12 protein-coding genes and 1 tRNA gene are annotated in these 18,771 nt (G+C 64.1%); 7 read left to right on the forward strand and 6 right to left on the reverse strand.

Annotated elements, in window-relative coordinates; translation table 11 throughout:
* Positions 1 to 131: 131 nt before the first annotated feature.
* The 4 genes from fixL (at position 132) to L0U82_RS11290 (ending at position 7,191) form a co-directional block, all read left to right on the forward strand.
* Positions 132 to 2,648, forward strand: coding sequence for an oxygen sensor histidine kinase FixL (gene fixL / locus L0U82_RS11275; protein ID WP_233830919.1), 2,517 nt, complete (start codon positions 132 to 134; stop codon positions 2,646 to 2,648).
* Positions 2,645 to 3,289 (forward strand): oxygen response regulator transcription factor FixJ, encoded by a 645-nt coding sequence (fixJ, locus tag L0U82_RS11280; protein WP_233830921.1) that lies wholly within the window; start codon positions 2,645 to 2,647, stop codon positions 3,287 to 3,289. The genes fixL and fixJ overlap by 4 nt, the downstream gene beginning before the upstream one ends.
* Positions 3,290 to 3,787: 498 nt before the next feature.
* Positions 3,788 to 4,657 carry a bifunctional methylenetetrahydrofolate dehydrogenase/methenyltetrahydrofolate cyclohydrolase FolD gene (gene folD, locus L0U82_RS11285; protein WP_233830924.1) on the forward strand — a complete coding sequence of 290 codons (870 nt, stop codon included), beginning with the start codon at positions 3,788 to 3,790 and terminating at the stop codon, positions 4,655 to 4,657.
* 428 nt (positions 4,658 to 5,085) lie between these two features.
* Entirely contained in the window at positions 5,086 to 7,191 is a 2,106-nt protein-coding gene (locus tag L0U82_RS11290; protein WP_233830928.1) for a M3 family metallopeptidase, read from the forward strand.
* A 128-nt stretch (positions 7,192 to 7,319) separates the two neighbouring features.
* Here the strand turns inward: L0U82_RS11290 and L0U82_RS11295 are convergent, their stop codons facing one another.
* Positions 7,320 to 8,627 (reverse strand): amidohydrolase family protein, encoded by a 1,308-nt coding sequence (locus L0U82_RS11295; RefSeq protein ID WP_233830930.1) that lies wholly within the window; start codon positions 8,625 to 8,627, stop codon positions 7,320 to 7,322.
* A 222-nt stretch (positions 8,628 to 8,849) separates the two neighbouring features.
* Here L0U82_RS11295 and L0U82_RS11300 point away from each other — a divergent pair, with 222 nt between their 5' ends.
* Complete coding sequence (locus L0U82_RS11300; protein WP_233830932.1) at positions 8,850 to 9,548, forward strand: aspartate/glutamate racemase family protein; 699 nt, start codon at positions 8,850 to 8,852, stop codon at positions 9,546 to 9,548.
* A gap of 154 nt (positions 9,549 to 9,702) precedes the next feature.
* On the opposite strand, the gene L0U82_RS11305 is transcribed toward L0U82_RS11300, so the two are convergent.
* Positions 9,703 to 9,779: transfer RNA gene (locus L0U82_RS11305), tRNA-Met, on the reverse strand.
* Positions 9,780 to 10,086: 307 nt separating this feature from the next.
* On the opposite strand from L0U82_RS11305, the gene xth reads away from it, so the two are divergent.
* The gene (xth, locus tag L0U82_RS11310; RefSeq protein WP_233830934.1) at positions 10,087 to 10,863 is read left to right on the forward strand and encodes an exodeoxyribonuclease III; all 777 of its coding nucleotides are present in this window, start codon (positions 10,087 to 10,089) and stop codon (positions 10,861 to 10,863) included.
* A 77-nt stretch (positions 10,864 to 10,940) separates the two neighbouring features.
* Here the strand turns inward: xth and L0U82_RS11315 are convergent, their stop codons facing one another.
* The 4 genes from L0U82_RS11315 to glnA all read right to left on the reverse strand — a co-directional run bounded on the left by L0U82_RS11315 (position 10,941) and on the right by glnA (position 17,686).
* Positions 10,941 to 13,109, reverse strand: a complete 2,169-nt coding sequence (locus tag L0U82_RS11315; protein WP_233830936.1) for a prolyl oligopeptidase family serine peptidase — start codon at positions 13,107 to 13,109, stop codon at positions 10,941 to 10,943.
* A 189-nt stretch (positions 13,110 to 13,298) separates the two neighbouring features.
* Positions 13,299 to 14,846, reverse strand: coding sequence for a nitrogen regulation protein NR(I) (gene ntrC, locus L0U82_RS11320; RefSeq protein WP_233830937.1), 1,548 nt, complete (start codon positions 14,844 to 14,846; stop codon positions 13,299 to 13,301).
* A gap of 35 nt (positions 14,847 to 14,881) precedes the next feature.
* Positions 14,882 to 16,024 carry a nitrogen regulation protein NR(II) gene (gene glnL, locus L0U82_RS11325; protein WP_233830938.1) on the reverse strand — a complete coding sequence of 381 codons (1,143 nt, stop codon included), beginning with the start codon at positions 16,022 to 16,024 and terminating at the stop codon, positions 14,882 to 14,884.
* A 246-nt stretch (positions 16,025 to 16,270) separates the two neighbouring features.
* Positions 16,271 to 17,686: a type I glutamate--ammonia ligase gene (gene glnA / locus L0U82_RS11330; RefSeq protein ID WP_233830940.1), complete on the reverse strand. Its 1,416-nt coding sequence runs from the start codon at positions 17,684 to 17,686 to the stop codon at positions 16,271 to 16,273.
* Between the two features lie 461 nt (positions 17,687 to 18,147).
* On the opposite strand from glnA, the gene L0U82_RS11335 reads away from it, so the two are divergent.
* The gene (locus tag L0U82_RS11335; protein WP_233830943.1) at positions 18,148 to 18,612 is read left to right on the forward strand and encodes a rhodanese-like domain-containing protein; all 465 of its coding nucleotides are present in this window, start codon (positions 18,148 to 18,150) and stop codon (positions 18,610 to 18,612) included.
* Positions 18,613 to 18,771: the final 159 nt, after the last annotated feature.

Below are 18,771 nucleotides of genomic sequence, written 5' to 3' on the forward strand. Positions count from 1 at the left end.
GAAAATTGCTGCGGCGCAACCTGGTTTGACTGCCAACCGATGAATCCGTCGGCTAGTTTGCGCCGATTAACTGGACTATCCGTGCTTTTTTGCGTCATTTGTCAGGGACGTGCTGCGCTACAATGCCACGCATGTTGACCGAACGGCTTTTCTCTCGCTCGGCGCGCACCGCCGGTTCGCCAGCGGATTCGTCGCCGTCCACTCGCTGGCACCATGGGCCGTGGTGGTCCAATTCCTATTTGCTGACGCCGCTCCTGTCGATCCTGGTATTCCTGGTCGTCATGAGCCTGATTCTGTGGAGTCTGAACCGGCGCGAGCAGCAACAGCAGGAAGACACGCTGTACCGCAACGTCGCATGGGCGCAGCAGCAGATCCGTTTATCGATGACCGGCGCGCAGGAGCAGATCCAGGCGCTCGCACGCGATCTCGCCGCCGGCCATGCCGACCAGCATTCGTTCCTCGTGTCCAGCACGGACATCATGCAGGGACACCCCGAAATCCTGTACATGAACTGGTACACGAGCCAGCAGCAGCCGCGCTGGCCCAACGCGGCGCCGCCGGTGCTCGGCCAGCGTCTCGCGCGCCTGAACGACGCGCAGATGGACGAAGCGGTCAAGTCCGGTTTCGCCGACGCGCGCAACAGCCGCCGCCAGATCTACTCGCCGCTGATTTACGACGACCTCGGCAACGGCTTCATCACGCTGCAGACGCCGATCTTCCGTGATCGCGAATTTCTCGGCACGATCGCCGCGGTGTTCTCGGTCGAAGGGATCCTGAAGCGCGATATCCCGCCCGAGCTGTCGGCCAAGTACAAGATCTCGATCATCGACGTGAACAACCGCGAGTTGACGACCACGTCGACCCGCCCGCGCCTGCCGCGCGACATGTTCTACGACCTGCCGCTCGACCCGCCGGGCCAGGGCATCTCGGTGCGCGTGTATGCGTTCCCGCAGATCACAAATTTCACGAACAACACGCTGGTCTGGCTGGTGGCCGGCCTCTCCTGCTTCGTGCTGTGGAGCCTGTGGAGCTTGTGGAAGCACACGCGGCAACGCTTCGAGGCCCAGCAGGCGCTGTACGCGGAAGCATTCTTCCGTCGCGCGATGGAAAACTCGGTGCTGATCGGTATGCGCGTGCTCGACATGCACGGGCGCATCACGCACGTGAATCCGGCGTTTTGCCGCATGACCGGCTGGGACGAAAGCGACCTCGTCGGCAAGAGCGCGCCGTTTGCTTACTGGCCGCGCGACGCGTACCCGGAAATGCAGCGCCAGCTCGATATGACGCTGCGCGGCAAGGCGCCGTCGTCCGGCTTCGAATTGCGCGTGCGCCGCAAGGACGGCTCGCTGTTCCACGCACGGCTCTATGTTTCGCCGCTGATCGACAGCTCGGGCCGTCAGACCGGCTGGATGTCGTCGATGACCGATATCACCGAGCCGAAGCGCGCGCGCGAAGAACTCGCGGCCGCTCACGAACGCTTCACGACCGTGCTCGAAAGCCTCGACGCGGCGGTGTCCGTGCTGGCCGCCGACGAAGCCGAGCTGCTGTTCGCGAACCGCTACTACCGGCATCTGTTCGGCATCCGCCCGGACGGCCACCTGGAGCTGGCGGGCGGCGGCTTCGACAGCTCGCAGGCGTCGTCCGATTCGATCGACATGGTCGACGCCTTCGCCGGCCTGCCCGCCGCCGCGCTGACCGAAAGCACCGCCGACGCGCAGGAAATCTATATTCCGGGCATCCAGAAGTGGTTCGAGGTGCGCCGCCAGTACATCCAGTGGGTCGACGGCCATCTCGCGCAAATGCAGATCGCGACCGACATCACGACCCGCAAGCAGGCGCAGGAACTGTCGCGTCAGCAGGACGAAAAGCTGCAGTTCACCAGCCGCCTGATGACGATGGGCGAAATGGCCTCGTCGCTCGCGCACGAACTCAATCAGCCGCTCGCCGCGATCAATAACTATTGCTCCGGAACCGTCGCACTGGTTAAATCCGGTCGAACGACGCCTGACAACTTGCTGCCGGTGCTGGAAAAAACCGCTCAGCAGGCGGTGCGGGCCGGCATGATCATCAAGCGCATCCGCGAGTTCGTGAAGCGCAGCGAGCCGAAGCGGCAAGCCACGCGCGTCGCCGATATCGTCGCGGACGCGGTGGGGCTCGCCGAAATCGAGGCAAGAAAGCGGCGGATTCGCATCGTCACCGATCTGCGCGCGCGTCTGCCGGTGATCTACGTCGACCCGGTGCTGATCGAGCAGGTGCTGGTCAACCTGCTGAAGAACGGCGTCGAGGCGATGGCCGAAGCGCGGCCGAACGCGGTCGATCCAGTGATTCGCGTGGTTGTGCGGCTCGATAGCGGCTTCGTCTGCATCAGCGTCGTCGATCAGGGGCCCGGCGTCGACGAGGCGACCGCCGAGCGTCTGTTCGAACCGTTTTACAGCACCAAGTCCGACGGCATGGGCATGGGGCTGAACATTTGCCGTTCGATTATCGAATCGCACCGCGGCCGTCTGTGGGTGGTCAACAACGTCGAGTCCGACGGCCACATCACGGGCGCCACGTTTCATTGCAGTCTGCCTATTGGACAGTCCGACGGCCCGAGCAACGGCGGGTCCGAGGCACCGACACCACAAACCGTTACGGGAGAGCTATGAACAGCCCAGTCACCACACAGGAAACCGTCTTTGTCGTCGACGACGACGAGGCCGTGCGAGATTCGCTGCGCTGGCTGCTGGAGGCGAACGGCTACCGCGTGCAGTGCTTCTCGAGCGCCGAGCAGTTCATCGACGCATGGCAGCCGCATCAGCATCCTGGCCAGATCGCGTGCCTGATTCTCGACGTGCGGATGTCCGGCATGAGCGGGCTCGAACTGCAGGAACGCCTGATCGCCGACAACGCGTCGCTGCCGATCATCTTCGTGACGGGCCACGGCGACGTGCCGATGGCGGTATCGACGATGAAAAAAGGCGCGATGGACTTCATCGAGAAGCCGTTCGACGAAGCGGAACTGCGCAAGCTGGTCGAGCGCATGCTCGACAAGGCACGCAGCGAAAGCAGCAGCGTGCAGCAGCAGCGCGCCGCAGCCGAACGCCTCGGCAAGCTGACCGCGCGCGAGCATCAGGTGCTCGAGCGGATCATCGCCGGCCGCCTGAACAAGCAGATCGCCGACGACCTCGGCATCAGCATCAAGACGGTCGAAGCGCATCGCGCGAACATCATGGAAAAACTCAACGTCAACACGGTCGCGGATCTGCTGCGACTCGCGTTGTCGAACAAGCCGCAGCCGGCGCAGTAACACATGCGATGCGCGGCCCTTCGAGTGAAGGGCCGCCGGCTTGTCGTCATGCTTTGCCGTGAGGCGCGCCGAGGCAGGCTGGGTCCACTGGCGGCGCTTCGCGGTGGACTGTATAGCGTTCGCCGACTGGCGCTCGCAGGCTTCGCATCCGCAGCTTCGCGGTCTTTTCTCTTGTAATACATCGCCCTCGCGCCGCGCGGCACCGCGCGCGACTATCGCATCAGGCCCGCGGCCAGCATTCCCACGCGGTTCGAATGCGCTGCTGCAGCCCGCTCGCACTGCCCTCGTGTCCGCACTGGTGTCATGTTGCGCCGGTATAATGTCGCACTTCGCAGCGGCGCCTCGCCAGAAGCGGCCCCGCGCGCTTTTCATGGACCGCGAGGTTCCCGTCAAAAGCGCCCATGTTCGCGCATACCCGCGCAAACACATCGCCCGCTAGCCCACGCCTTTCCCCGACTCAATGCCCGGCCTAACCCCGGACCCAACCCTCGACCGACCATGACTGCCAAACTGATCGACGGCCTCGCCCTCTCCAAGACCCTGCGCGCCGACGTCGCCACGCGCGCCGCCGCCCTCACCACCCGCGGCCATCAGCCGGGCCTCGCCGTGATTCTGGTCGGCGACAACCCGGCCAGCGAAGTCTACGTGCGCAACAAGATCAAGGCCTGCCATGACAACGGTCTGGGCTCGTCGTTCGATCGCTATCCGTCCGATCTGCCCGAAGCCGAACTGCTCGCGCGCATCGACGAACTGAACCACGATCCGCACATCCACGGCATCCTGGTGCAACTGCCGCTGCCGAAGCACATCGACACCCACAAGGTGATCGAGGCGATCGCGCCGGAGAAGGACGTCGACGGCTTTCACGTCGCCAATGCCGGTGCGCTGATGACCGGCCAGCCGCTGTTCCGTCCGTGCACGCCGTATGGCGTGATGAAGATGTTCGAGGCTTACGGCATCGATCTGAAGGGCGCGAACGCGGTGGTGATCGGCCGCTCGAACATCGTCGGCAAGCCGATGGCGCTGCTGCTGCTCGAAGCGGGCGCGACCGTCACGATCTGCCATAGCAAGACGCGCGATCTCGCCGCGCACACGCGCAATGCCGACGTCGTGGTCGCAGCGACCGGCCTGCGCAACATCCTGACCGCGGAGATGGTGAAGCCCGGCGCGACCGTGATCGACGTCGGCATGAATCGCGACGACGCCGGCAAGCTGTGCGGCGACGTCGACTTCGCGGGCGTCAAGGAAGTGGCCGGCCATATCACGCCGGTGCCGGGCGGCGTCGGCCCGATGACGATCACGATGTTGCTCGTCAACACGATCGAAGCAGCCGAGCGCAAAGCGAACGCGCAGGCGGCGCAGGCGTAAAAAGGCACAGCGGAGCGCAACAAGCGGCAGGTGGCAGGCGCCAAAGCACAGTGTGCAGGCGGCCTCGCCGCCACGCAGGCTCGATGCGGGGGCACGACGCGCAACGCGTCGAACTCCCGCCAGTTGCGCCACCTATCCACCGCCCCTCCCCACTCATCCCCGTTGGCGCCCACCGCGCCGTCTTCTCGCCCCTTCCCCGCGCCACGGCCAAGTTCCGATGCGCGCAGCACCGCCCAGCCCGCCACGACATCTGATAATTTGTCAGCCGATGGATTGGAATTGCCGCGCCGTGCCCCAATAATGTTCGGTATCCGGTGCCGCTGCGCATGACGTGCCGCGCGTCGAGCGGACCACCGTCCGCCCGGAATGCGCGCCCGCCACACCGCCCGATTCACCGCCCCATTCACCCGCGTCAGACAGGAAGCCCTATGTCCACTACCGCCACACCTCAAGACAATCCGCTCCTCGATTTTTCCGACCTGCCGCGCTTTGGCGACATCCGCCCCGAACACGTGACGCCCGCGCTCGACGTGCTGCTCGCCAACGCAAGCGCCGCGGTCGAGCGCGCCGCGCTGCCGATCACGCCCGCGTCGTGGGCCGACGTAGTCGACCCGGTCGAGCGCGCCACCGAGCCGCTGTCGCGCGCGTGGGGCGCGATCGGCCATCTGAATGCTGTTGCCGATACGCCGGAACTGCGCGCCGTGTACGGCGAAAACCTGCCGCGTGTGACCGAGTTCTGGTCGAGCGTCGGCCAGAATCTGGCGCTCTACGAGAAATACAAGGCACTGAACGCGAGCGACGATTTCGCGTCGCTGACCGGCGAGCGCAAGAAGATCCTCGGCAACGCGCTGCGCGACTTCCGTCTGTCCGGCGCCGAGCTGCCCGAAGACCAGAAGCCGCGTTTCGCCGAACTGCAGGAGCGCCAGGCGGCGCTGTCGAAGGCCTTCTCCGATCACGTGCTCGACGCGACCAATGCGTACGCGTATTTCGTCGACGCCGGCAACGAAGCGCAACTGGCCGGCCTGCCCGAAGACGTGATCGAAGCCGCCAAGGAAGCGGCCGAACGCGAAGGCAAAAGCGGCTACAAATTCACACTTCACTTCCCGTCGTATTTCCCGGTGATGCAGTACTCGGAAAACCGCGCGATGCGCGAAGCGATGTATCGCGCGTATGTGACGCGCGCGTCCGAACTCGGCGCGCAATACGGTAACGGCAAGCCCGAGTGGGACAACACCCAGGTGCTCGCCGACGAATTGAAACTGCGCGCCGAAGAAGCCAACATGCTCGGCTACGGCAACTTCGCGGAAGTGTCGCTCGCGCCGAAGATGGCCGAGTCGCCGGCCCAGGTGATGGCCTTCCTCGAAGACCTCGCCACGCGCGCGCGCCCGCATGCCGAGCAGGACTGGAAGGAACTGCGCAAATTCGCGGCGGGCGAACTCGGCATGAGCGATCTGCAACCGTGGGACATGACGTTTGCCGCCGAACGTCTGCGTCAGACGCGTTATTCGTTCTCGGAAAACGAAGTGAAGCAGTACTTCCCCGAGGACGCGGTATTCAAGGGCCTGTTCAAGGTCACCGAGACGCTGTTCGGCGTGCGCATCCGCCGCGACGAAGCCACCGTCTGGCATCCGGACGTGCGCTTTTTCCGCGTGGAGAATCAGGATGGCGGGCTCGTCGCGCAGTTCTATCTCGACCTGTACGCGCGCGAAGGCAAGCGCGGCGGCGCATGGATGGACGACGCGCGCGGCCGTCACAAGCTCGCGCACGGCGCGGTGCAAACGCCGGTCGCATATCTGACCTGCAACTTCTCGGCGCCGGTCGGCGGCAAGCCCGCCTGCTTCACGCACGATGAAGTGATCACGCTGTTCCACGAATTCGGTCACGGTCTGCATCACATGCTCACGCGCGTCGATGAGCTGGGCGTGTCGGGCATCAACGGCGTCGAATGGGATGCGGTCGAACTGCCGTCGCAATTCATGGAGAACTTCTGCTGGGAGTGGGACGTGCTGTCCGACATGACGTCGCACGTCGATACGGCGAAACCGCTGCCGCGCGATCTGTTCGACAAGATGCTCGCCGCGAAGAACTTCCAGAGCGGTCTCGGCACGCTGCGGCAGATCGTGTTCTCGATGTTCGACATGCAACTGCATACCGGCTTCGACGCGAACGGCGGCAAGAGCGCGAACGACCTCGCGCGCGAGATCAACGAGCGCTTCCATGTAGTGCCGCAGGCGCCGTTCTCGCGCTGGCCGAATACGTTCAGCCATATCTTCGCGGGCGGTTACGCGGCCGGCTATTACAGCTACAAGTGGGCCGAAGTATTGTCGGCCGACGCGTACGCGGCGTTCGAGGAGGCCGCGCAGTCGGCGGGCAGCGTGCTCGATCAGACCACCGGCCTGCGTTATCGCCGCGAGATTCTGGAGGTCGGCGGCAGCCGTCCGGCGATGGAATCGTTCAAGGCGTTCCGCGGCCGCGAGCCGAATATCGACGCGCTGCTGCGGCATAACGGCATGGCGCCGGGCGCCGCGCATTGATTTGATGGTTTGATGCGTTGTCGTTGGTTCGGCGAAAGCCGGACAACGCGGAGCGAAACTACCAAAAGAACGGCGGCCTGTGCAAACAGGCCGCCGTTTTCGTTAGCGGACGAAATACACCACGATTGCTAGCTACGATGCAGTTTGAAATCTACCTGTTCAGGCCGCCCGTCGAGCGATAACGACGCTCGCGCCGCCGGCGCGCGGCTCACCACCTTGCCGCGACTGATCACCGCGAGCCGGGCCGCGCGCAAACGGATCGCCTCGACTTCGTCGCGCGCATCGAGCAGCACGAGATTGGCCGCGCATCCGGGCGCGATACCATAGCCTTCCAGCCCGAGAATTCGCGCCGCGTTCACCGTCACCGCATCGAAACACGCGTGCATGCCGTCGACGCCCGTCATCTGCGCGACATGTAAGCCCATGTGCGCGACTTCGAGCATATCGCCCGAACCGAGGCTGTACCACGGGTCCATCACGCAGTCGTGGCCGAACGCGACGGTGATGCCGGCGGCCATCATCTCCGGCACGCGGGTCATGCCGCGCCGTTTCGGATAGCTATCGCTGCGGCCTTGCAGCGTGATGTTGATCAGCGGATTCGCGATCGCGGCGACGCCCGACTCGCGCATCAGCGGCAACAGCTTGCTCACGTAGTAGTTGTCCATCGAATGCATCGACGTCAGATGCGAACCGGTCACGCGCCCTTGCAAACCCAGCCGATGCGTTTCGGCCGCGAGCGTTTCGATGTGACGCGACAGCGGATCGTCCGATTCGTCGCAATGCATATCGACGCGCAAGCCCTGCTCTGCCGCGTACTCGCACAACAGACGCACCGACTGCGCACCATCGGCCATCGTGCGCTCGAAATGCGGAATCCCGCCGACTACGTCGACACCCATACCGATCGCGCGCTTCAGATTGTCGAATGCGCCGGCGCTGCGCAGCACGCCATCCTGCGGAAAGGCGACCAGTTGCAGATCGAGATACGGCGCGACACGGCGCTTCACTTCGAGCAGCGCCTCGACCGCCAGCAGACGCGAGTCGCACACGTCGACGTGACTGCGAATCGCCAGCAGGCCGCGCGCGACGGCCCAGTCGCAGTACTGCATCGCGCGCTCGATCAACGCCTGCTGCGTGAGCGCCGGTTTCAGTTCGCCCCATAACGCGATGCCTTCGAGCAGCGTGCCCGACGTATTCACGCGCGGCAGGCCGTACGACAGAGTCGCATCCATATGGAAATGCGGATCGACGAACGACGGCGTGACGAGCGAGCCCGCCGCGTCGATTTCCTCGCGCGCGTTCGCGGCCAGGTTCGGTTCGACCGCTACGATGCGGCCCGCGTCGATGCCGATATCGACGAGCGGTGCTTGACCGTGCGGCTGCGGATGTTGCTTGGCGCTGCGTGGCAGCGTCGCGCGGCGGATGATCAGCTCCATGTATCGCTCCCGTTGAACGCGTTCGGATTCTCTACGATTCTATCGGTGCCAGAAAAGCGTAGGCGCGCTCCGTGCAGATGCCCTCGCCAATGCGGTCACGAACGGGGCGTGCATGCGCCCATGCATGCCGTACCGGCGCGCGCTGCCCAATCCGTACCGGCGGTGCGCTACAGCGCGCGCCTATACTCGCCGTTTCAGGCAAGCATTCACGGAGCGAGACAGATGAAAACGATCGGCGTGATCGGCGGCATGAGCTGGGAGTCGTCCACCGAGTATTACCGGCTGCTGAACCGCCATGCGAAGGCACGCCTCGGCGGCCATCACAATGCGCGCAGCCTGCTGCTGACCGTCGATTTTGCGCAGGTGGAGGCGAACCAGCGCGCCGGCGACTGGCACGCGCTCGGCGAACAGATGGCCGGGGCCGCGCTCCAGCTCGAACGCGGCGGCGCTGACATCGTGATACTCGCGACGAACACGATGCATCGGGTGTGCGAATCGATCGAGCAGGCGATCAAGGTGCCGTTCCTGCATATCGCCGATCCGACCGGCGCGGCGCTGCGCGCGGCGGGTGTCGAACGGGTCGGCCTGCTCGGCACACGCTACACGATGGAGCAGACGTTCTACACGGGGCGCCTGCGCGAGCGTCATGGGCTCGATACGCTGGTGCCCGATGAAGCCGAACGCGCGGACGTGCATCGCATCATCTACGACGAGCTATGTCATGGCAACGTGGACAGCGCATCGCGCAAGATCTATCAGCGCGTGATCGACAATCTCGCCGCGCGCGGCGCGCAGGCGGTGATACTCGGCTGCACGGAAATCACGTTGCTGATCAAACCGGAAGATTCGTCACTGCCGGTGTTCGATACCACGGCGTTGCATGCGCAGGCGGCGGTGGAATGGGCGATTGAATCGGCTTGATATCGACGTGATGCCGGTTTCGATGACAGGTGATACGCGTGGGGTTCATGCGTGAGAACGCGCGTGAACCCCACGGCGAATGCTGCGCGATGAAGCAGTGGCAAGAAGTCAAAAAGCCCGCATGACTTGCGCCATGCGGGCTTTCAACAATGCTTGGTTGCGGGGGTAGGATTTGAACCTACGACCTTCGGGTTATGAGCCCGACGAGCTGCCAGACTGCTCCACCCCGCGTCAGAGAAAAGAGATTATAGCGACTCGTTTTGTGAACGTCAAATGACGATACGCGATTTGAGTAGCGCGCGTGATGTGATCGCGCAATTAGTCGACGCCTGCACGATAACGCGCGCGAAGAAAACACCGCGGCGCCCCTCTGCACAGCCCATGCTCGCGCACGATAAGATGCGGGACTACTGAAAGGGAAGCCGGAATCGCCCGCTGCGATGAACACACGCTATCGCACGATGGCGCACGGTGGCGATCGATCAGAACAACGGATCAAGGCTTCACCGAGCCTTGCCCGCAAGCATGCGAGAACGACATGAAAATAGCGACGTGGAACGTCAACTCCCTCAAAGTCCGTCAGCAGCACGTGATCGACTGGCTCGCGAGCAGCGGCACCGACGTGCTGTGCCTGCAGGAACTGAAACTCCCCGATGAAAAATTTCCGCGCGCCGAACTCGAAGCCATCGGCTACCGCAGTTTTTATATCGGCCAGAAGACCTATAACGGCGTCGGCATTCTGGTGCGCGACGGTCTGAGCGTCGACGAGAGCACCATCGTGCGCAACATCCCCGGCTTCGAGGATCCGCAGCAGCGCGTGATCGCGGCGACCGTCGAAGGTGTGCGCATCATCTCCGCGTATTTTCCGAACGGCCAGGCGCCGGGCACCGAGAAGTTCGCGTACAAGCTGCGCTGGCTCGACGCGCTGCACGCGTGGCTCACGACCGAGATGACGCAGCATCCGAAGCTCGCCTTGCTCGGCGACTACAACATCGCACCCGAAGATCGCGACGTGCACGACCCGAAAGCGTGGGAAGGTCAGAATCTGGTGTCGCCGGAGGAGCGCGCGGCGTTCGTGCGGCTGATCGGCCTCGGCCTGCTCGATGCGTTCCGTCAGTTCGAGCAGCAGGAGAAGATCTATTCGTGGTGGGACTATCGGATGATGGCGTTCCGCCGCAATGCGGGGCTGCGCATCGATCACATCCTGCTGTCGAAAGCGCTCGCGGATATCTGCACATCGTGCGACATCGACAAGGTGCCGCGCAAATGGGAACAGCCTTCGGATCACGCACCGGTATTCGCGCAACTGGGTTGAAGGCTTGCAAATAAAACGGGCGACGCATCGATGATGCGTCGCCCGTTTATTACATCGCCGGCAGCTCAGGCACGTGCTTAAGCGGATGCTTCTCCGCCTAACACGCCCCACAAAAACCCGAACACCATCGCATCGTGCTCGGCCTGCTCCAGTTCATCGGAACCGCCATGGCCGCCTTCGGTGTTCTCCCGATACCACACGTCCGGCGCGCCGAGCGCCTGCATCCGCGCGGCCATCTTGCGTGCGTGACCGGGATGCACGCGATCGTCGGCGGTCGACGTCGTGAACAGCACGGGCGGATAAGCGACGCCCGCCTTGAGGTTGTGATACGGCGAATACGCGGCGAGCACGCGCGCTTCATCGGGTTCGTCGGGGTCGCCGTACTCGTCGATCCATGACGCGCCCGCGTGCAGCAGGTGATAGCGGCTCATATCGAGCAGCGGCACCTCGCAGACCACCGCGCCGAACAGTTCGGGCCGCTGCACCATGCACGCGGCCACCAACAGCCCGCCGTTGCTGCCGCCCTGAATGCCGAGCCGCGCGGCACTCGTTACGCCGGTCGCGATCAACGCTTCGGCGACCGCGATGAAGTCGTCGAATGCGCGCTGCCGATGCTCGCCCTGCGCCGCCGTATGCCAGCGCGTGCCGAACTCTCCTCCGCCGCGAATATGCGCGACCACGTACACGCCGCCGCGCTCCAGCCAGCCGATGCCCTGCCCGGTCAGATAACCCGGCAGCAACGGAATCGCAAAGCCGCCGTAGCCGCTGAGCAGGCATGGGTGCGGGTTGTGCTCATCGACAGCGGAAGCGTCTTTCGGTCCGATCACCGTGTACGGCACTTGCGTGCCGTCGGCCGACACCGCATGGCCGCGCGTCACCGTGAAGCGCGTCGCGTCGAACTGCGTCGGCCAGCGGTCGAGCAGTTCCCAGTCGGTCGTCGCATCGGCCGCCGCGTCCGCCGAGCCATCGCGCGTGAGGTCGGCGAGCCAGTAGGCCGGCGGTTGCAGATAGTCATCGGTATCGACGAACACTTCATCGTTGAGCGTCGATTCGACCGGCGATACATCGATCTGCGCGCCTTCGCTCGCTTCGTCCCGCGATCCTTCCAGCGCGCCGCGCCGCGTCCCGAACACGCGCTCGCGCCATTGCCATGCACCGTCGTCGCGCTGCGACGGCGTCCAGATCAGCGTCTTGCTGCGCACGTCATCGAGATACGACACGATCAGATGATGGCGCGTATGCGACCACTCGCAAGCGGACGTCAGCGGCGTCGGCACGAACAGCGGTGTGACATCGCGCGCGCCGCGCATGAACGCGTCCTCGCGAATCGCGAGCAGCGCGCCACCCGGATAGCGCGCGCCGTTGCAGTCCCAATCGAGCCGTGGCTCGAGCAGCAGCCAGCCTTGCCAGCCGCCCACCGCGACATGCGCGGGCACGTCGTAGCGATGCCACGCGCCGCTCGCGTCATCGAGCGTGTACGTGTGCGAATCGAAGAAATCGATGCTGCTCGTCACCGTATGACGCCGGTCGAGCGGATCGTAGTGCGCTTCCACGCCGATATCGCGGAACTCGCCGCGATACACGACCGGCGCATCGGCCAGCGAGGTGCCGCGCGTCCAGCGCCGCACCTCGCGCGGGTAGCCGGAGCGCGTCAGCGTCTTACGGCCGTTGTCCCAGCCGACGTACAGCGTATCGCGATCGATCCACGACGCCGTGTGCTTGCCCGCCTTCGCAATCGCGAAACCGCCGTCGACGAAACACTGCGCGTCGATATCGAACTCACGCACGACCAGCGCATCGGAGCCGCCCGGCGACATCGTGATCAGCGCGCGGTCGCCATCCGGATAAAGAATGTCGAGATCGACGCAGACCCACGGTGTGCCTTCGGTTGCGCCGAGCGCGTCGAAGTCGAGCAGGTTCTGCCACACCGGTGCCCCGCTACGCCACGCGGCCCATAGCGTGCGCCGCCAGATGCCGCGCGGATTACGTTCGTCCTGCCACAGATCGTAGGCCCACTCCTTCCAGCGATCCGGAATCACCGGGCGCTCGCGCGGCAGATACGCGTCGGCAAGCCGGCGCTTGAGCGTCTCGAACGATGCGCCGCGGCACCACGCGGCGCGTGTTCGCGCGTTCTGAGCTTCGACCCATTCGAGTACCTCGGGGTCGTGAAGCGCTTCGAGCGGCAGGAACGGATCGGGGGAAAGCGGCCACTGGAAGGGGGCGGGAGAAGCTTGAGAAGCGGGCATCGTCGGCTGTCGGAGGGAAACAGCGTCGATTATGCCTTGTGCGGTGAGTTGGCCGGTTGGCCGGTTGGCCGGTTGGCCGGTTAGGCACAGTGTGATGCGCCAGCCTGGATACTTAAACTTCGGCGCCAGAAACGACGAAGGCGGCTCTCGCCGCCCTCGCCCGTACTGCCAGCTCGTGCCCGTGCCTTATCAAGGCTCGAGGTTCAGCTCCTGAATCTTGCGCGTAATCGTATTGCGCCCGATACCAAGCCGCTCGGCTGCTTCGACCTTGCGTCCACGCGTGAAGTCCAACGCCTCGCGAATCACCGCCGCTTCGAAACGGCGCGCGAGTTCGTCCATCACGTCCGCCGCGTTTTCGCGCAGCATCCGTGCGACTTCAGTACGCAAACCGCCTTCCCACGCGCTCACCGCGGCAATCGATGCGCCCGCCGCGTTTGCAGCCCCGCTGGCGGCCGCATAGGCCGCGCCAGCGTGGGTGCCACCGAGCGGCACACCGCCCGCGAAACCGGCGCCCGGAGCCACCACCCCGTCCACCGCGGCGACAGCCGCCGCGCCGATGGCGGCATCGCCCGCCTCCACTCGCGCCGGCTCGAGATCGGGCGGCAGATCCTTGATCTCGATCGTCTGCGCGGGCGCCATCACCGTCAGCCAGTTGGCCAGGTTCTCGAGCTGCCGCACGTTGCCGGGAAACGGCAGCGACGCGAGATAAGCGAGCGCCTCGTCGGACACGCGCTTAGGTTCGACGCCGAGATCGCGCGCGCTCTTTTGCAGGAAGTGCCGCGTGAGCAGCGGGATGTCCTCGCTGCGCTCGCGCAACGCCGGCAGACGCAGACGGATCACGTTCAAACGGTGATACAGGTCCTCGCGAAACAGCCCCTGACGCACGCGCGATTCGAGATTCTGGTGCGTCGCCGCGATCACGCGCACATTCGAGCGCAGCGGATTGTGGCCGCCCACGCGATAGAACTGGCCGTCCGACAGCACGCGCAACAGACGCGTCTGCAGATCGAATGGCATATCGCCGATTTCATCGAGAAACAGCGTGCCGTTCTCGGCCTGCTCGAAGCGCCCCTGGCGCATCGCCTGCGCGCCGGTGAACGCGCCGCGCTCGTGGCCGAACAGTTCGGATTCGAGCAGGTCCTTCGGAATCGCCGCGGTGTTCAGCGCGATGAACGGACCGTTCGCGCGTGGGCTATGTCGGTGCAACGCACGCGCGACCAGTTCCTTTCCGGTGCCTGATTCGCCGGTGATGAGCACGGTCGCCGCCGAATGCGACAGGCGGCCGATCGCGCGAAACATGTCCTGCATCGCCGGCGCCTGGCCGAGCATCTCGGGCGCCTCGGCGACGCGATCGTCCCACGTCTGCTCGCCACGCATGCTTTCGTCGACCGCGCGGCGGATCAACTCGACCGCCTTGTCGATGTCGAACGGCTTGGCCAGATACTCGAACGCGCCGCCCTGGAATGCGGCGACCGCGCTATCGAGATCGGAGAACGCGGTCATGATGATGACGGGCAGACCCGGCACCTTGTCGCGCACGGTTTGCAGCAGTTCGAGCCCGGAGCCGCCCGGCATGCGGATGTCGGAGACCAGCACTTGCGGGCTGTCGTGATCGAGCGCGGCCGACGCCTCGCGCACGTTCGCGAAGCTGCGGGTCGCGAAATTTTCGCGGGCGAGCGCTTTTTCGAGCACCCAGCGAATCGATTGATCGTCGTCTACTATCCAGATCGGCTTCATATAGTTCGGTCAGAAGTCTTGAAATGCTTGTGGTGTTAGCAGTCGAGCGGCAGCAGAATCTGAAACTCGGTATGGCCCGGCCGGCTGTCCACTTCGATCAGACCTTCGTGCTGCTGCACGAAAGTCTGCGCGAGCGTGAGACCAAGACCGCTGCCGTCCTCGCGCCCCGACACGAGCGGATAGAAAATGCGGTCGCGAATCTCTTCGGGAATGCCTGGGCCGTTATCGACGATATGCAAGTCCAATGCCAGCTTGCACAAGCGTTTTGAAATGGTGACCTTGCGCGCGATGCGCGTGCGCAACTCGATGCGCGCATCGCCTTGCGAGATACGCTCGCGCAATGCTTCGGCCGCGTTGCGCACGATATTCAACAGAGCCTGAATCAGTTGCTCCTTGTCGCCACGCAGATCCGGCACGCTGACGTCGTAGTCGCGCACGATCGTGAGCCCGCGTGGAAACTCCGCGAGAATCACCTGGCGCACGCGCTCGCACACCTCGTGAATGTTCACATCGCCGACGATATGCGGATGACGGTGCGGTTCGAGCAGGCGGTCGACCAGCGTTTGCAGCCGATCCGACTCCTTGATGATGACCTGCGTGTACTCGCGCAATTCGTCGCGCTGGCGCTCGCCGAGTTCGAACTCGAGCAGTTGCGCGGCACCGCGAATGCCGCCGAGCGGATTCTTGATTTCGTGCGCGAGATTGCGGATCAGTTGCTTGTTGACGGCCGTGAGGTCGTTGATGCGTTCCTCGCGGTCGCTGCGCAGATGCCGCTCGTTTTCGAACAGTTCGAGCAGCACATAATCCTGCGCGCTTTCCAGAAAGCCGACGATCGCATGCACATGCAGCGGCTCGTGGGCCGGACGTTCGAGCACCGCGTCGAGATGCGTCGCGTGAAAGCGGTGCGCGGCAATCGCGGTGATCGTCGCGACCAGCTCGTCGGCGTTCGAGAAAATCTCCGGCCACGCCATCTGCGTGAGTTGCCGGCGCGACATCTCGAGCATCGACTCCGCCGACGGATTCGCATACGCGACGCGCAGCGTGCGCTTCTCGAGCACCAGCACGACTGTCGGCAGCGCCTCGAAGCCCGGCAACAAACCGGAGCCCACGAGTTGCACGTCGTCCGACAGCGACTGTTCGTGTCCTTTTCTTGCCTTGATCAGATTCTTCAGAACCATCTTGCAGTCGAGCCGATAGGAGATGGTGATAAATCAGGGTACTGCGCGGGGTACCGCGTTTGATGCGTCGCCTACGCCCGGGTGCGCGTCAGAGCGCGTCTTGCGTGCTATCCGCGGCGCGGCGGGTCAGGCAAACGCAAAGCAATCGCTCTAACGAAAAAGGGACGGCGCCGCCGTCCCTTCGTGACCGATCGCGAGCGTCGGGCAAAGCGCTTCGCCGGGTGACGGGCGAAGCGCCATCGCCGCTTACAGCGAGTAGTACATTTCGAATTCGATCGGGTGCACCGACTGGCGATAACGCTGCAGTTCCACCGTCTTCAGTTCGATGTACGCGTCGAGCATCGAATCCGTGAACACGCCACCGCGCGTCAGGAATTCGCGATCCGCGTCGAGCGAATCCAGAGCCTGGTCGAGGCCGGCGCACACGGTCGGGATCTTTGCATCCTCTTCCGGCGGCAGGTCGTACAGGTTCTTGTCGGCGGCTTCGCCCGGGTGAATCTTGTTCTGCACACCGTCCAGACCCGCCATCATCAGCGCGGAGAAGCACAGGTACGGGTTCGCCATCGGATCCGGGAAGCGCGTTTCGATACGGCGGCCCTTCGGGTTCGACACGTGCGGAATACGGATCGATGCCGAGCGGTTGCGTGCCGAGTAGGCAAGCTTGACCGGCGCTTCGAAGTGCGGCACGAGGCGCTTGTACGAGTTCGTCGACGGGTTCGTGATCGCGTTCAGCGCGCGAGCGTGCTTGATGATGCCGCCGATGTAGAACAGCGCGAATTCCGACAGGCCGGCGTAGCCGTTGCCCGCGAACAGGTTCTGGCCGTCTTTCCAGATCGACTGGTGAACGTGCATGCCCGAACCGTTATCGCCGACGATCGGCTTCGGCATGAACGTCGCCGTCTTGCCGTACGTGTGCGCGACGTTCTGGATGATGTACTTCATCTGCTGCAGCCAGTCAGCGCGCTGCACGAGCGTCGAGAACTTGGTGCCGATTTCGTTCTGGCCCTGACCCGCGACTTCGTGGTGATGCACTTCGACCGGAATGCCGATCTGTTCGAGCAGCAGACACATTTCCGAGCGCATGTCCTGGAACGTGTCGACCGGCGCGACCGGGAAGTAGCCGCCCTTCGTGCCCGGACGGTGGCCGGTGTTGCCGCCTTCGAATTCCTTCGCCGACGACCACGGTGCTTCTTCCGAGCCGATCTTGACGAAGCAGCCCGACTGGTCCGTGTTCCACTGGACCGAGTCGAAAATGAAGAATTCCGGTTCCGGACCGAAGAACGCGGTGTCGCCCAGACCCGAGTTCTTCAGATACGCCTCAGCGCGCTTCGCGAGCGAACGCGGGTCGCGCTCGTAGCCCTTACCGTCAGCCGGTTCGACCACGTCGCAGGTCAGCACGAGCGTCGACTCTTCATAGAACGGGTCGATGAAGGCGGTGTTCGCATCGGGGATCAGCAACATGTCCGATGCTTCGATGCCCTTCCAGCCGGCAATCGACGAACCGTCAAACGCATGGCCGCTTTCGAATTTGTCATCCTCGAATGCCGACACCGGCACCGAAACGTGTTGCTCCTTACCGCGCGTGTCGGTGAAACGGAAGTCGACAAACTTGACGTCCTCGTCCTTGACGAGTTGCATGACGTCGGCCACGGATTTACTCATAACCTATCTCCTGATTAACGAATTCGGCGGATTTCAGCCGCCGCCCAATCTAGCTGACCCGCCCCTGCGCGTCCACCAAAAACGGCACCGCAAAGCGGGAAATTTCTGCCGGGGCAAATCGATCGGCACCAATAAAGCACCTTCCGTGCCACCATCGGCCTCAAGCTTGGCCGATGCGGATAACAACGTTACCTAGCACGGGTTTGCGGGCACGAGGTGGCGAGCCTACAAGCGTGCCGTGTAATCCTCTTATTCCTCGATGCACCAACGACGTGCATTCGTCCGTATAAAAGCAATGTCTCGTTCCATTTTGGTGCATTCGCGAAAAATTGCACCAAATTTGCGCGTGATGCTCGCGACGAAAAACCCGGCAACCTGAGAGCGACGCTTGCATCACCCGTCCATGCGCGGCGCACGGCGCGCGCTAGAATGTTCATTTGGTCCGAAGGAGACTGACGCTCATGAGCACGCTCGAACAGCTGTACGCACAGGCGGACGCACGCCGCACCGGGAACCAGTTGCCCTACGCGGGCGCGGTATCGCCCGCCGAGGCGTTCGAACTGCTGCAACTCGATCCCCGTACGCGTCTCGTCGACGTACGCACCCGCGCTGAACTCGACTGGGTCGGCCGGCCGGTCATCGGCGACGGCCAATACGCGCATATCGAATGGACGCGCTATCCGGGCGCGGTGCCGAATCAGGAATTTCTGCAGCAACTCGCGCAGGTGGCGTCGCCCGATACGCCGGTGCTGTTCCTGTGCCGCAGCGCCGCGCGCTCGAAGCTCGCCGCGATCGCCGCAACCCAGGCCGGCTTCACGAAAGCGTACGACCTGCTGGAAGGCTTCGAAGGCGACAAGGACGGCCAGGGGCATCGGAAGACGGTGTCGGGATGGTGTTTTCGCGGCTTGCCGTGGATCGGCGCTTGACGGTTGACGATTGACGGGGCGATCGGCTTGCGGTGCAAGTGCACGGCGGCTGCCGGGTGATTGCATCGCGATTGCGTCCGTTGGGCTGGCCGACCCGCTTTCGTTGCCTGCTGTTGTCTGCTCCGTTTGCTCGTGCACGGCAACAGCAGGCGCGTTCGG

It is taken from the genome of Paraburkholderia sp. ZP32-5, from assembly GCF_021390495.1.
Taxonomy (GTDB): Bacteria; Pseudomonadota; Gammaproteobacteria; order Burkholderiales; family Burkholderiaceae; genus Paraburkholderia.